At 60.6% G+C, this 15195-nt stretch carries 12 protein-coding genes; 6 read left to right on the top strand and 6 right to left on the bottom strand.

The window, feature by feature from the left end; genetic code table 11:
- Positions 1 to 34: 34 nt before the first annotated feature.
- Positions 35 to 844, bottom strand: a complete 810-nt coding sequence (locus ACZ5C3_RS11635) for a class I SAM-dependent methyltransferase (protein WP_464037816.1) — start codon at positions 842 to 844, stop codon at positions 35 to 37.
- A gap of 24 nt (positions 845 to 868) precedes the next feature.
- Positions 869 to 1768 carry a LysR family transcriptional regulator gene (locus ACZ5C3_RS11630; RefSeq protein WP_464037815.1) on the bottom strand — a complete coding sequence of 300 codons (900 nt, stop codon included), beginning with the start codon at positions 1766 to 1768 and terminating at the stop codon, positions 869 to 871.
- A 247-nt stretch (positions 1769 to 2015) separates the two neighbouring features.
- Between ACZ5C3_RS11630 and ACZ5C3_RS11625 the strand changes: the two genes are divergently transcribed.
- The 4 genes from ACZ5C3_RS11625 (at position 2016) to ACZ5C3_RS11610 (ending at position 8113) form a co-directional block, all read left to right on the top strand.
- The gene (locus ACZ5C3_RS11625; RefSeq protein ID WP_464037814.1) at positions 2016 to 2765 is read left to right on the top strand and encodes a gamma-glutamylcyclotransferase; all 750 of its coding nucleotides are present in this window, start codon (positions 2016 to 2018) and stop codon (positions 2763 to 2765) included.
- A 108-nt stretch (positions 2766 to 2873) separates the two neighbouring features.
- Entirely contained in the window at positions 2874 to 4091 is a 1218-nt protein-coding gene (locus ACZ5C3_RS11620) for an efflux RND transporter periplasmic adaptor subunit (protein ID WP_464037813.1), read from the top strand.
- Entirely contained in the window at positions 4088 to 7267 is a 3180-nt protein-coding gene (locus ACZ5C3_RS11615; RefSeq protein WP_464037812.1) for an efflux RND transporter permease subunit, read from the top strand. Before ACZ5C3_RS11620 ends, ACZ5C3_RS11615 begins: the two co-directional genes overlap by 4 nt.
- A 204-nt stretch (positions 7268 to 7471) precedes the next feature.
- Positions 7472 to 8113, top strand: coding sequence for a glutathione S-transferase family protein (locus ACZ5C3_RS11610; protein ID WP_464037811.1), 642 nt, complete (start codon positions 7472 to 7474; stop codon positions 8111 to 8113).
- Positions 8114 to 8196: 83 nt separating this feature from the next.
- Here the strand turns inward: ACZ5C3_RS11610 and ACZ5C3_RS11605 are convergent, their stop codons facing one another.
- Together ACZ5C3_RS11605 and ACZ5C3_RS11600 are read right to left on the bottom strand one after the other, a co-directional pair.
- Positions 8197 to 9204, bottom strand: a complete 1008-nt coding sequence (locus tag ACZ5C3_RS11605) for a Bug family tripartite tricarboxylate transporter substrate binding protein (protein WP_464037810.1) — start codon at positions 9202 to 9204, stop codon at positions 8197 to 8199.
- Positions 9205 to 9311: 107 nt separating this feature from the next.
- On the bottom strand, positions 9312 to 10526 hold the full coding sequence (locus ACZ5C3_RS11600) for an ABC transporter substrate-binding protein (protein ID WP_464037809.1): 1215 nt from the start codon (positions 10524 to 10526) through the stop codon (positions 9312 to 9314).
- Between the two features lie 267 nt (positions 10527 to 10793).
- On the opposite strand from ACZ5C3_RS11600, the gene ACZ5C3_RS11595 reads away from it, so the two are divergent.
- Together ACZ5C3_RS11595 and ACZ5C3_RS11590 are read left to right on the top strand one after the other, a co-directional pair.
- Positions 10794 to 12095, top strand: a complete 1302-nt coding sequence (locus ACZ5C3_RS11595) for a PQQ-dependent sugar dehydrogenase (RefSeq protein ID WP_464044723.1) — start codon at positions 10794 to 10796, stop codon at positions 12093 to 12095.
- A 208-nt stretch (positions 12096 to 12303) separates the two neighbouring features.
- Positions 12304 to 12675 carry a hypothetical protein gene (locus ACZ5C3_RS11590; protein WP_464037808.1) on the top strand — a complete coding sequence of 124 codons (372 nt, stop codon included), beginning with the start codon at positions 12304 to 12306 and terminating at the stop codon, positions 12673 to 12675.
- A gap of 406 nt (positions 12676 to 13081) precedes the next feature.
- Here ACZ5C3_RS11590 and ACZ5C3_RS11585 read toward each other — a convergent pair whose 3' ends face one another.
- Both ACZ5C3_RS11585 and ACZ5C3_RS11580 read right to left on the bottom strand, forming a co-directional pair.
- Entirely contained in the window at positions 13082 to 14110 is a 1029-nt protein-coding gene (locus tag ACZ5C3_RS11585; RefSeq protein WP_464037807.1) for a D-alanine--D-alanine ligase family protein, read from the bottom strand.
- On the bottom strand, positions 14107 to 15135 hold the full coding sequence (locus tag ACZ5C3_RS11580) for a putative zinc-binding metallopeptidase (protein ID WP_464037806.1): 1029 nt from the start codon (positions 15133 to 15135) through the stop codon (positions 14107 to 14109). The genes ACZ5C3_RS11585 and ACZ5C3_RS11580 overlap by 4 nt, the downstream gene beginning before the upstream one ends.
- Between the last annotated feature and the right edge of the window lie 60 nt (positions 15136 to 15195).

Raw genomic sequence — 15195 nt, 5'->3', positions numbered from 1 at the left:
TGATATAAAGCATCACGTCACTTGAGACGCTTCATCACCCCGGCCGTCTCATCACGGCCTGCAGCAAGCGCACGCGCCCCTCGCGAAGATTTCGCGCAAGATTAGCGGACATGGCGGCAAAGCCTTCGCCCATGGCAAGCCCCAGGTTCAGGCGCGGTGGCGGCGCCTGACGCGCTTTCTCAAACCACGCGAGACCCTGCGCCGTGGTATCCGTCCACGAGATTTTCTCGAAACCAGCGGAGCCAAGAACATCAGCCATGGCCTCTGGCGTCACAAGGTGGCTGGTTTCCGCGCTGGGCGCCCATGGCACCGGATAGATGATGCCGCCGCCGTCGCCCAGTACCACATCATAGATGCCGAAACGCCCGTTCGGTTTGGTGACGCGATAAATCTCGCCATAGAGCGCCGCTCTATCGGCGATGTTCATCGCCACATGCTGCGTCCACGCGTGATTGAAACTACGGTCCGCAAACGGCAGCGCGAGCGCGTTCGCCACTTTGTAATCGACCGCCACACTCAGGCCGACAAATGCTGCAAGACGCCGCGCGACATCGACGAACTGCTCACTGAGATCTATGCCGGTGACATGACAGGCATAGGACGCCGCGAGATACCGCGACGGACCGCCGAGCCCGCACCCAACATCAAGGATCTTGTCGCCTTTGGCGATTGCCATGTTCGCGGCGAGTTCTTCCGTGGCGGCGAGTCCGCGCACATGGAACTGATCCAGCGCAGCCAATTCGCGCCAGCTCGCCTGCCCAGCGGCTAGACCTGCCTCCGCAAGACCGCGCTCGATCACACGGCGCAGGTCCTTCACTCCGTAATGGTTCTGTTTGTCTGGCACGCCACTGTTCTCCCTGTCTTCACCTCACCGCTTGAAGAACTCTACCAGCCTATCCAGCACAACGCGCGTCTTGGGTGGCATGCGTCGCCCTGCCGGGATCAGCGCATGAATGGGCGGTCCATCGACATCGGCTTGTGGCAGCACATGCTGCAGTTCGCCCGAGACAAGATGCGGCTTCGCGACGCCGTCGAAGATCTGCGCTATGCCCATGCCTGCAATGGCCGCGTCGATGAATGCACGCCCGTCACCAGTGATGATGCTGGCCTGCGGCATCGTATCGAACACGCGCGTGCCGTCGGTGATGGTCCAGGGCCGTGTCTTGCCTGAGCCGGCACGAAAGATGATCCCTTGATGCTCGCTAAGATCGTCGACTGTTTTAATCGGCGCATGACGCGCGAGATAATCGGGCGACGCAAACAGCCCAAGGCGCATGTCGCACAGCTTGCGAACCGTCATCTCGCCTTCCGCCGGCAGCACACCCGCGCGGATGACGATGTCCCAGCCATCTTTTACAGGATCCGATTGACGATCGCTCAAATTCAGTTCGACCGTGACCTTGGGATAGCGCTCGCGGATGCTTGTGAATGTCGGCAAGAGCAGACGGCCAAAGCCGATGGGCACATCGAGCCGCACCCGGCCGACCGGTTCATCCCGCCGCGCCGACAGCGCCGTTTCGGCATCGTTCAATCCATCGAGTGCAGCGCGCGCGGCTTCGAGATAGATCTCGCCATCTTCGGTGAGACGCACCGCGCGGGTGGTCCGCTGCAGCAAGCGCGTCCCTAACCGCTGTTCGAGCCGTTGCACCGCCTTGCCGACATTCGATTTGCTGGTGCCGAGCCGCTCGGCCGCGCGTGTGAAGCTTGCATTCTGGGCGACCGCGACAAACGTCGCGATATCGTGGACCGGTAACTCGCCGCCCGACATGCGCTTTCCCTCCGAGGGACAAAACCTGCAGTGAAATGCGAATTATCCCCGTTTGGGCGGCAATACCATCGATTTTTGTGGCCCCAACCGGTGCAGTGACGACCTTACTCGCCTTAAGTCATTGCAATTGCTTCGCTATCATCCGCCTACACATTGTATCGCCAAAGGCGACAAACCGTCTCCTTTGAGCATGTTTATCGCGCCACCCCGGCGAGGCATATCGCATCTCGGAACACAGGAGACGGCGATGCCAACGCCTTCATTGACCAGAGACATGATCGAGGCCGGAGAAATCGACGCCATCGTCGCGCGCGATGCGCCGGCCATGCGCATCCTTTCCGAGGACGAGCGGAAGGTGTCGCTGCACAACACATTGGCCGCGAAGCCGAAAGAAGATGTGTGGCTGTTCGGCTACGGCTCGCTGATCTGGAATCCCACCGTGCGATTTGTCGAAAAACGCGTGGCGCGTGTACGCGGCTGGCACCGCGCATTCTGCCTTGTGACACCGGCGGGTCGTGGTTCGATGGACAATCCCGGTCTCGTGCTTGGCCTCGATGAAGGCGGTCATTGTGACGGTGTCGCGTTTCGCATTTCGGCCGACGAAGCTGAGACCGAACTCACGATGCTCTGGAAGCGCGAGATGCTGTCGAATTCCTATCTGCCGAAGTGGCTTGATCTTCTGGACGAAAACGGACGCCGCTTCGCATGCGGCCTCGCCTTCACCATCAATCCGGCCGACGAACGCTACGCCGGACGCATGCCGCGCGAACAAGTGGTGCGTGCACTCGCCACTGCCTCTGGCGCGCTCGGCAGTTCGGCCGATTATCTCTTCAATACGTGCGAAGGCCTTCACGCCTTCGGCATCCGCGACGCTGACCTCGAACATCTCCGGGACGACGTGATCGCACTCCACATCAATGAAGCATCGGCTTCATCACCTGACGCCGACGCATCAAAACCGCAGGGGAGCATCACGTCGATTGCGCCGCCCTTTTGAAAACGCTGCGCCGCTCCGGATGAACGATCCGGCCTCGCGCACGCCGTAACACCCCAAACCAGTTTTCCAAAAAACTTCAGCCGCGAACGGACTGAGGACCGGGGCCGCATGCCTCGGGCCGCCGACCTGTCGCGCATCCACGAGGCCACCATCATGTTTCGCATCACTACACTCGCCAAGCTCTCGGCCGTCAGCCTTCTCGCACTGGCGATCGCAGGCTGCGGTCAGCAAGCCGCCGCTCCTGCCCCCACGCCGACGGTTTCCGTCAGCACGCCCATGGTCACCGAAGTCACCGGCTGGGACAATTTCACCGGCCGTCTTGAAGCGGTGGACACCATCGAGGTTCGTCCGCGCGTCAACGGCTACGTCGAACGCGTGGCTTTTCGCGACGGCGATTATGTCAAGAAGGGCGATCTTCTCTTCGTGATCGATCCGCGCCCGTATGAGGCCACCGTCAAGCAGGCGGAAGGCCAACTCGCCCAAGCGCAGGCGCAGCTCGTGCTCGCTGCCAAGGATCTCGAACGCGCCAAGTCGCTTGTCACCACGCAGGCGATCGCGACCAACGTTCTCGATCAGCGTCAGGCCAATCAGCAGGCGGCGGAAGCAGCCGTCGCCGTGGCAGCCGCGACACTGGCGCGCGCGCATCTCGACCTCAGCTTCACGCAGGTCCGCTCGCCGATAGCCGGGCGCATCAGCCGCAAGCTGGTGAGCGAAGGTAACCTCGTGATGGGCGGCGAAGGCAATGCAACGCTGCTGACGACCATTGTCTCGCTCGACACTATCGACGCCTATTTCGATATCGATGAGCAAAGCTACCTCCGCTACGAGCGCACTGAAAAGAACGGCGACATGCGGACGGCCTTTAAGGCCGACGGCAAGGTCCAGATCACCCTGCCCGGTGACAAGTCACCGAGCTTCACCGGCACGCTGAACTTCGCTGAAAACCGCCTCGATGCATCCACCGGCACGCTGCGGCTGCGCGCCAGAATCGCGAACCCCGATCGTGTGCTGGTGCCCGGCCAATTCGTGCGCGTTGCACTCGCTGCTGAGCCTGCGCATCAGGCCGTGCTGGTGCCTGCTGCGTCCATCGCCAGCGATTCCTCCCAGCAGGTGCTTTACGTCGTCGGCCCCGATGACCATGTCGCCACCCGGCCGGTCGAGGTCGGCCGCGTCTTCGGCAGGATGCGCGAGATCACGCAAGGCTTGGATGCCAGCGATCGCGTGATCGTCTCCGGCATCCAGCGCGTCCAGTCCGGCGCTAAAGTCACCGTCCGCAATGAGCCCATCAAGCCCGAACAATTCGCGTCAAAAGGAGACGTGTTATGAATCTCGGCCAGCTGTCAGTCCGCCAACCGATCTTTGCCATCGTTCTGTCGATTGTCACGATCATCATCGGCGGCATCGCCTATTTTACCCTGCCCGTCACTGAATATCCTGACGTGGTGCCTCCCACCGTCGTCGTGAGCACGACCTATCCCGGTGCGTCCGCGCAAACGGTGGCCGACACCATGGCGACGCCGATTGAACAGGAGGTCAATGGCGTCGAGGACATGCTTTACATGTACAGCCAGGCCACCTCCGACGGCGGCTTGACGCTCACCATCACCTTCAAGCCCGGCACCAATCTCGACAAGGCGCAGGTGCTGGTGCAAAACCGCGTTGCGCTTGCGGTGCCGCGCCTGCCACAACCTGTGCAGCGCAACGGCATCTCGGTGAAAAAATCCTCGCCCACCATTCTGAGCGGCGTGTTCCTGTTCTCGCCCGACGGTACTTACGACCAGCTGTTCGTTTCGAACTACGCGCTGCGCGCTGTCGTTGACGTGCTCAAGCGGGTCGATGGCGTCGGCGATATCCAATTGTTCGGCGTGCGTGAATATTCCATGCGGATCTGGCTTGATCCTGATCGCGCATCGTCGTTCGGCGTAACCCCGTCCGACATCACCAAGGCGATCAATGCGCAAAGCACGCAGGTCGCAGGCGGTCTTGTCGCTGAGCCGCCGATATCCGATCAAGCGTTCCAGTCAACGTTGATCTTCGAAGGCCGCCTCAAGCATCCCACAGAGTTCGGCAACATCATCGTCAAGAGCGGCGAAGGCGGACGTCTTGTACGCTTGAGGGATATCGCTCGAATCGAGATGGGCGCACTGACCTATTCCACCGGCGGCTATCTCGGCGACAAGCCTGCGGTGGCACTCGCCGTGCTGCAGCGTCCCGGTGCCAATGCGCTCGCAACCCAAGCACAGATCGCGAAGACCATGGAAGAGTTGAAGAAGGACTTCCCCAAGGGCATCGCCTACGAGATCGGTTACAACCCCACCGGCTTCATCGCCGACAGCATCCATGAGCTGGTCAAGACGATCTATGAGGCGATGGTGCTCGTCGTCATCGTGGTGGTGGTGTTCCTGCAGGGATGGCGGCCGTCGATCATTCCGATCCTAGCAATCCCCGTCTCCCTCGTCGGCACCATGGCCGTCATGGCCGCCTTCGGCTTCTCCATCAACAACCTCAGCCTGTTCGGACTCGTGCTCGCAGTGGGCGTGGTGGTCGACGACGCCATCGTCGTTGTCGAAAATGTCGAGCGGCATCTGGCCGAAGGCAAGACCGCTCGCGAAGCCACATTGTTGACAATGCGCGAAGTCGGCGGCGCGCTGGTGGCGATTGCCCTGGTGCTGGCCTCGGTGTTCGTGCCGACCGCGTTTATCCCCGGCCTGTCGGGACAATTCTTCCGGCAGTTCGGCATTACCATTGCGGTGGCGACGGTGATTTCGCTGTTCAACTCGTTCACGCTGTCGCCTGCCCTGGCGTCACTGATGCTGAAGCAGCACGGCAAGAACCACGATCACAACACGTCGAAGAACATCGTGATGCGGCTCGCTTCAACTGCGGCGGATCGTTTCAATGTTGCGTTCGACAAGCTCTCGCGGCTGTACGGCAAATCCGTTGTCGGCTTGATCCGGTATTCGAAGATCATGCTGGTGCTATATGCAGTCTTGCTCGCGGCGACCGGGTATCTCCTGATCGAGAGCCCGAAGGGCTACATCCCCGGTCAGGATCGTGGCTACATCATCGCCATTCCGCAGTTGCCTGCGGGATCGTCACTGGAACGCACCACCGAGATTGCCAAGGAAGTCGGACGCATCGCGCTCCAAATCCCCGGTGTGTCACACCTGCCGACCTTCGCGGGTTTCTCCGGCGCGACACAAACCATCTCGTCCAGTTCGGCGGCGGCTTATGTCGTACTCAAGCCGTTCGAGGAGCGCATGAAGCATGGTCAGACCGCGGTGTCGATCCAGCAGGAATTGACCAAGCGTGTCGCGAACATCACCGGCGCGAATATCCTGATCGTCCAGCCACCGCCGGTCTCTGGCCTTGGCAGCGCGGGCGGCTTCTCGCTCCGGCTGGAAGATCGCGGCGGGCTCGGCACGGCGGCGCTTGCCAAAGCCACCAACGATCTCGTGGCTGCTGCGAATGCAACACCGGGACTGGTCGGCGTCTACACCACGTTCGCGGCCGATACGCCGCAGGTGAAAGTCAACCTGGATCGTGACCGTGCTGAAATGCTCGGGGTGCAGAGCGCAGACGTGAATGCGGCCATCGAGACCTATTTCGGCTCGAGCTACATCAACGACTTCAACATGTATGGGCGCACCTATCACGTCACCGCGCAGGCCGATCTGCCGTTCCGCAAACGTGCCGAGGATCTCGCTCGCATCAAGGTCCGCAATGCGTCGGGCGACATGGTGCCGCTCGGCAACGTGACCAACCTTGAGAACGCGTTCGGCGCCGACCGCGTGCCGCGCTACAACCTGTTTCCGGCTACGGAAATCAACGGCGACACGCTACCCGAAGTCGGCGCGGCCTTCGGCGTCGCCAAGATGGAGGAGCTCGCAAAACAAATCCTTCCGCAAGGCATCAGCTATGAGTGGACCGATTTGAGCTACCAGCAGACGACGACGGGCAACACGGGTCTTCTCATCTTCCCGCTGTGCGTGCTGTTCGTTTATCTCGTGCTGGCCGCGCAGTATGCGAGCTGGAGCCTGCCGGTCTCGATCCTGATGATCGTGCCGATGTGCCTGCTCGCGGGTTCTGCCGGTGTGCGCATGCTCGGCCAGGACATCAACATCCTCACGCAAATCGGCTTCATCGTTCTGGTCGGTCTCGCCGCAAAGAACGCCATTCTGATCGTCGAAGTTGCCCGTCAGCTTGAAGACGAAGGCAATGGCGTCGTTCAGGCGGTCGTGAAAGCTGCGCGGCTTCGCCTGCGTCCGATCCTGATGACCTCCTTCGCCTTCATCCTCGGCGTGTTGCCGCTGGTGACGTCCACCGGACCCGGCGCCGAGATGCGGCAGGCCATGGGCATCGCGGTGTTCTTCGGCATGCTCGGCGTGACGCTGTTCGGATTGATGTTCACGCCGGTGTTCTACTTCGTCGTGCGGCAACTCTCCGGTGCGAAGCGATCGCACGGCCATACCGATCACCCGGCGGAGGCCGTCACGGCCTGATCTCCAACCGTGACATCCGCCAGGAAGGGTCCGTCCATGATCGTGGGCGGGCCCTTCGGCGTTTGAGGGCTATTGGCTTCGGCCCCGGCCATTTTTCCTCCTATTGTCTCCTTTAAGGATACACTTAGGCGCCCCCATCGTCGTTTATCGCTCCAAGGGATGAGATTACACCAAAGGACACTGATCAACCGAAAGGGTCCTCCCATGAAGCTCTACATCGCTAAAGCCACCTGCTCCCTCGCCGCCATGATGGTCGCCAACGAACTCGGCCTCGCGCCGGAGCTGGTCCATTACGATGTCTTCAACAAGACGACGTCGAACGGCGAGACCTTCGCCGACGTCAATCCGCTGGGTTACGTGCCGGTCCTGCAGATCGACAACGCGACGCGCGACACCATCACCGAGACCATCGTCGTCAATTCCTACCTAGCCGATCAGTATCCGGAGACGCGTCTCGCACCGAAGCGCGGCACGCTGGAGCGCGCGCACTTCGACCAGCTCCTCGTCTTCGTCGCGACCGAGATTGCGCAGAAGCACATTCCGCTCATGCGCAAGCTGCTGACCGAAGACGGCACCGCGTGGACCCGCGCCAAGCTGGTCACCGCCTACACAGTGCTCGACAACATCCTCGCCGATGGCCGCACCTACATCACCGGCGAAGACTTCACCGTTGCGGACGCCTACATCTGGGGCACCATGTGGCACGAGCGCTCGGGCGCCGCGATCGGTCACCTGACAAACTTGATGAAGTATGTTGCGCGCGTCGCTGCACGGCCGTCGGCTCAGAAAGCGTTGAAGGATGAAGCCGAGACGGTGCAGCAGCATGAAGAGCGTCTCGCCGCGTGAGTGGAATGCGGCATTCTAGATCCGGCAGCGTTGCAATTGCGCAAGGCTGCCGGATATGGCGCGCTCCGCGACGCGCGTCTCGCTTATTCCCCCTTAAGGCCCGCTTCGCGGATCAAGTCGCCCCACTTCTCCGTTTCGCGATCGATATACGCGCCGAAGTCCGCACCCGACTTCGGATAGGCTTCTAAGCCCTGCGCCAAGAGCTTCTGTTTCACGTTGTCATCGGCGAGCGCGCGCATCACTTCTGCTTGCAAGCGCTCGACGATCGGCTCCGGCGTTGCGGTTGGCGCCATGAAGCCGAACCAGCCTGCTGCGATCACTTTGCTCAATCCCTGCTCGCGCAGCGTCGGTGCCGAAGGATAGATCGCACTGCGCTCTTCTGATGCCGTGCCCAGCACGCGCAGCTTGCCGCTCTCGATATGCGGTAGTGCGGCGCTGATCGCCGTCAGCGTTGCATCGACACGACCTGCAAGCAATTCAGTGTAGGCCGGGTTGTCACCGCGGAACGGCACGTTGAGACCTTTCACGCCTGCTTCCTTAAATAACAGTTCAGCGGCGAGATGCGGCTGCGAGCCCGGTCCTGGAGACCCAAAAGTCAGTCCGTCCTTCTTCGATTTGCCGTAGGCGATCAGGTCCTGCACCGTCTTGATGGGCGTGTCCGCATTCACGATCAGAAACAGTGGCGCAAGCACCGCCATGGCAACGGGACGCAGCTCCTTGCGCTCGTAGTTGAGCTTGCCGAACAACGCTTCCGCTGTGATGTAAGGCGCGGCCGCATAGAGAAACGTGTAGCCATCGGGCACCGCATGCGCGACGAATTCATTGGCGATGCGCGTGCCCGCGCCAGGCTTGTTCTCGACCACGAACTGCTGATCAACCCGCTGGCCGACATACTCACTCAATATCCGCAGCGAGATGTCGTTGGAGCCGCCCGCGCCATAAGGCGAGATCACCTTGACCACACGCGACGGCCACTCGCCCGCAGCACGGGCAAAGCCACCGGACAGCGCGAACATCGCTGCACCACCGCCACCGATCAAAACTCGCCGCCGCGATACAGCACCATTTATGATGGCGACCTTAGAGGTCATGCGTCTCTCCCGTGCAACAGTTGTGCTCTGTTTAAACGGGAGCCTGACTTATCTCCTCCAAGCTGCCAAGCCCTATTCGCTATGGCCGCGCGCCTCGCAACACAGCGCTATTCGTTGGTATCCGTGATGACGGAGCCGAACGGCGCCCATCGCTCGCCATCAAACCGGATCATCTGAAACTGCTTGTTGACGCGATAGTCGGTCGGCGTGGTGTTGACGGAAATGCCGGGGAGCAGCAGATCGAGATCGACATTGGTGAGGTGCGAAGCCTGTTGCATGACGTTTTCATGCGTCAGCTCGTCGCCGCACATCTTGAGCGTGTGCACCAGAAGCTGCGCGGTGATGTAGCCATAGACATTGAGGTTCGAGTTCTTGTCGCCGTCGGGATAATACTTCGCCATGAACGCGAGATAGCGCTGCATGCCGGGATCGTTCGCCCACGCTGCATCAGCTGCGTCCTTCACGTAGTTCACGCTGATCAAGCCCTTCGCGGCCTCAAGCCCGGCCGGCCTCAGCGTGGCGCTCATCGAATTCGCATTGATGTCGACGATCTGCACAGGGTGCCAGCCGATCTCCGAAATTTTCTTGATTGCTTGCGCTGCCTGCTTCGGCGTCGAAGCACTGTAGAAGAGATCGGCTCCGGCGTCCTTGATCTTCAGGATTTGCGAGTCGATGGTCGGATCGGCCACCTCATACGAGGCCTCGGCCACGATCATCGATGCGGCCTTGTCGCCGAGCCCTGCCTTGAGACCCCTGAGATAGTCCTTGCCGAGATCGTCGTTCTGGTAGAGCACACCGATCTTCGCGTTGGGGTGCTCCTTCAAAATGTACTGCGCGTAGATCCGGCCTTCCGTGAGATAGGACGGATTGAAACCCATGGTCCACGGAAAGCCTTTGGGATCAGAGAACTTCGCAACACCCGTCGCGGCAAAGAGCTGCGGCACTTTCTTCAGATTGAGATATTTCTGTACGGCGGCGTTTGACGGCGTTCCGGTGATCTGGAACGTCAGCAGCACTTCATCACTCTCGACCAGCCTGCGCACCTGCTCGACCGCCTTGGGAGGGCTGTAAGCATCGTCATATTGAATGAGGTTGATCTTGCGCCCGTTCACCCCGCCCAGATCGTTGATCATGTGGATGTAGGCCGCCTGGGTTTTGCCGATGGTCGCATAGGCCGACACCGGCCCGCTAAACGGCACCGTCTGGCCAACCTTGATCTCGGTGTCGCTCGCGCCCGCGTCGTAGTGCTTTTGAGCGTCCGCAGGCTGGGCCAAAAGCCCGCATGACATGGCGATAACAAGCGCCAGAGAGAGCCGCTTCATAACGTTTCCTCCGCAAAGTTTTTTTGATGAGCGGAGCGAACCCTCCGTGCGCGGGATGTTACGGCAAAACGCTTCCCGCGCAACCCGGGATAGGTGCAGCTCTGGTTTTCCGTTCGTACAGGTCCCCCTTGCACGACTGATCCGCATTCCGCGCAAAATATTGGTCTCCCGTTTCGCGTCCACTGCAGACCACGGGCGCGCCCGCCGCGCTTGTTTCATGCTGCGTTGCATTGCATGGTGCCGCCGCGTTTCAACAAAGGAATTCCCATGAATTTTTCGGCTTTTTTTGCCCGCATCGTCGCGTTGATCGGTGCGTCCGCGGTTCTGTGGCGTCGGCAGCAGGGCCCCACGCCTCCCCCGGCCTGGGGCGATAAGCCGAATTTCCCCGAGGCGAAACCGCAAGGGGCCATTCCCACCCTGAAGATGCCGACCGCACGCGGCTGGCGCGAAGGCCACAAGCCTACGGTCGCGCAAGGCCTGAAGGTCAACATGTTCGCAGGCGGGCTGAAGCATCCGCGCTGGATCGACGTGCTGCCCAATGGCGACGTGCTTGTCGCTGAAGCCTCGCAGGTTGCCACCACCGCGAAGAGCCTGTTCAGCTACGCGATGCAGGCCACCATGCGCCGCGCGGCGGCGCTCGGCGTCAGCGCCAACCGCATCACGCTGTTGCGCGACAAGAACGGCGACGGCGTCGCCGAGACACAGCAGGTGTTCATGGAAAACCTGAACCAGCCGTTCGGCATGGCGCTGCTCGGCGACACCTTCTATGTCGGCAACACCGATGGCGTGATGGCCTTCCCCTACACGCCGAACGCGGACCGCATCACTGCGCCGGGCAAGCGGCTGACCACGTTCAAGCCCGCCGGTCACTGGACGCGCAGCCTGTTGCCGAGCAAGGACGGCACCAAGCTTTATGCAGGCGTCGGCTCGCTCACCAACATCGCCGACTACGGCTTTGAGACCGAGGAAGGCCGCGCCGCGATCTACGAACTCGATCTCGAGACAGGCACCAACCGCATCTTCGCCGGCGGACTGCGCAACGCGGTCGGCATGGCGTGGGAGCCGACAACCGATGTGCTGTGGACCGTGGTCAACGAGCGCGACGGCCTCGGCGACGAGACGCCGCCCGACTATCTCACCTCTGTGCGCGACGGCGGCTTCTACGGCTGGCCGTATTGCTACTGGGGCAAGATCGTCGACGATCGCGTGCCGCAGGATGCAGCGATGGTGGCAAAAGCAATCCAGCCGGACTACGCGCTCGGCGGCCATACCGCGTCGCTCGGCCTGTGCTGGATGCCGGCCGGCACCCTGCCCGGCTTTCCCGACGGCATGGTCATCGGCCAGCACGGCTCGTGGAATCGCAGCAAGCTCTCCGGCTACAAGGTGGTGTTCATCCCGTTCGAGAACGGCCGCCCCTCCGGCCCCGCGCGCGACATTCTCTCGGGCTTCCTCTCAGACGACGAGAAAGACTCGTACGGCCGTCCCGTCGGCGTCACGCTTGGCCCGGATGGATCGCTGCTCGTTGCGGACGATGTCGGCGACTGCATCTGGCGCGTGACGGCGGCGTGAGGGGAAAGTTGCAGGCGCCGGACGACGCTGTCAGCGCGAAATCCTCTCCCCGGTAAACGTCCCCTTTCACACTAGAATCAGATATTTGCGTAGCCGACTTTCTCGGCCTGCTCCAAAACCTCAAAGTTTCCCTCCTCCCCATACATTCGGCGACGGCTATCTTACGAAAGTCAAGGAAGTTGCGATCTCTGTAACGAAAGGACGTTGAATGACGTGGGGGGATATTCTCAAAGCTTGCTGCGTTATAACCGCCTGTACCTTCCTCAACTGCACGAACAGTCCGGCAGCCGAAACCAAAACATTTACCTGCTCCGGTAAACTTTGGAGCATTCATACTGATCCAGCCGGTGTCTCTTGGTTAGAAATGGGCCATGGAATTCATCAGTGCTCAGTTAAAAATGCATCAAGTGAGAACGCAAAGCGGATACTTTCTGTCTGCAATTTGAACGCTGATTGCTCAATGGAAGTCGAGGTAGATACCCAGCGCCTTCAGAAATCCGCCGCGGAGGGTGAATGTGATGATGTGTGCATCTTCGAAGGCGACAAAATCATGTGGGTCAAAAAAATAAAGAAGCGATAGCTGTATCTGGATCCATTCGCAGCAGTGGAAGAGAAAAATTGAAGAAATTTGCACTCATCTTGACGTTCACTTTGGCCGTTGCTTGCCCTGCCTACGCTAAAGGCTGCAAGACGAATTGTGCTCTCGTGGATTCGCTGGCTCTGACTAAACTGTGCCCCAATTTAACGCTGAACCACGACGGTGAAGAAGAGAACGCGGAATCCCCGCCGAGCAGCCGCATGCTTCGAGAAGAAGTCGATCTTTTCATGAGCCAAATCTCGCAGGGAACAGACATTTGTCATCCTGCCTGCTTTAAGACCAAGGACGGGATCTGGCCCTGTAACTATCTACAGGAACGGCCTGTCAAACCTCTCCAGCCCTAACGCGCGGGCCCTCTCGCCTCCTGCCCGTCTCGCACTCCCTCCCCTCACCCCACCGACACCCCCGCCTTCGCCCGCCTAATGCCAAGCGCGACAATGCGATGGAGGAGCTCGGTGTAATCGAGGCCGTCATGCAGTGCGGCGGTGGCGAATTCCTGGCTCTTGGCGATTTCGGGATTGGGATTGGCTTCAATGAAATACGGCGTCCCGTCGGGCGCGAGACGAAAGTCGATACGCGCGTAGCCATCGAGCCCCAGCGTCCGGTAGATGCGTTTCGCCGTGCGTTGAATGCGCTCGGATAATTCCGGCGTGAGATCCTTGGCCGGTCCGTCCACGATGCCGACACGCTCCTGGTAACGGGTATCGTGCTTGACCTTCTCGGTCGCGATCTGATGCGCACCGCCCATGGTGCCGAACTGCAATTCCCACACCGGCAAAGCCTTCAGCCGATTGTTGCCGAGCACGCCGACATACAGCTCACGTCCCTCGATGAATTGCTCGGCGATGGCGGCGGTTTCGATCCGCTCATGAATGAAGGCGACGCGCTCAGCAAGCTTCTCGTCCGTATCGACGATCGACGCCTGCGAGATGCCGTGTGACCCGTCCTCGTTCAGGCTCTTGACGATCAGCGGCAGCGCCAGACGCGGCGGCCGCTTGACCTTCTGTCGCATCGGAAACACCGCAAAGGCCGGAACAGCGACGCGGCGATGATGCACGAGCATCTTCGACAGATCCTTGCCACGGGCCAGCACCAGGCCGCGGGGATTGCAACCCGTATAAGGGACCTTCATCAATTCGAGAAAGCCCGCGATGTGCTGATCATACGCTGTCTGATAGTGAAACTCTTCCAGCAGCGTGAACACCACATGCGGCTTGAAACCTTCAATCTCGTCGCGCACGGGCTTGATGTCCTCCTGCACGCCGAGCGGATGAACATCATGGCCGGCCGCACGCAAGGTGCTGACGACATCGTATTCCGTTTTCCACTTGTTGATTTCTTCCGCGCTGTATCCTTCGCTCGACTCCGGCGGCATACAGTCCGGATGCATCAGAACAAGGATACGCAGGCGCCTCATAGCGCGATCCATTTGCGTCGCGACGGACCAAAAAGCGCGTGCATCGTCTTGGCCGTCAACAGCACCGTGAAGTCCATCACAAGCTTCTGTTCGGGGCCGACGGCACGCAGATCGAGCTCGCGGCAGCGAGAGATCATATCGTCCAGCACGGCGTCCAGTGTGAGTTGGTTCTCGCCGGTCCACCGCGCAACCAACTCCCGGATACGGGCGCGGTGCCGCCGGATAAAGTTCGACGCCGGTTGCGACCGGCGGTGCTTGGGGTCGGCGGAAAACAGCCGGGAGAGATCGCGGTCATATGTCTTCGGCGGTGTGAAGGCATAAAACGCCTGCTTTTTCCGGTAGTGCTCGGCAAGCGTCTGACTGAGTTCATTCAAGGGATCGACACGCTCCCGCGTCGTGAGCAGCGGCCGCTTGCCGGCGATCTCGCCCATCAGCTCGTCGACATATTCGAGCTTCTTCAGCGCGGGCCAGCCCGCATAGCGGGTTCGCCAATTCGAACGCGGACGCAGCCACACCGCGAAGGTTTCGGCGAAGTCTTCGTCCGGATGGCTCTGCGCGTACCAGAGCCGAAGATGCTGGACATAATGCCGGCTGGCCGGATTGGGCCGGTAGTAGCGCGGATAGTGTTTCGAGGACGGGCCGAACAGCTGTTGCCAACGCCGGCGGCGTTGCAGTTGGTAGGCGTGCTGCACAGTATGGCCGGCCTCATGACGGAGAATGGCCATGCACTCGGACCAAGTGCCGCCCTCGACCTCGAGCATCATCTTCTTCTCGAGCTTCATCAGGCGGGGATGAGTGAGATAGAAAGGAACGGCGATGCCTGGCGTATTTGCCGGACTGAACCATTCGCTCGAAATCCATGCGTGCGGCCGCAGCCGGATCGCCCGTTCTTCGAGCTCTTCATGCAGTGTTGCGAGGCAATCCTCGAGCCAGGTGCCTTTGACTCCAACCTTCAAACTGCTGAGGCGGCGCGTCAGCAATTCCTCGTCCGATAGCTTTTCCCAGGCAAATGTCCGGCGTGACATAGAACTCCGAAGGCCATGAAACATCGACCATCGGAGTGTGTCACAGGATATCGCCCGCAA

The organism is Afipia dichlorophenoxyacetatis (assembly GCF_055386385.1).
Note: the sequence above shows the minus strand (reverse complement) of the source record. Positions and strands in the feature narration are given on the sequence as shown.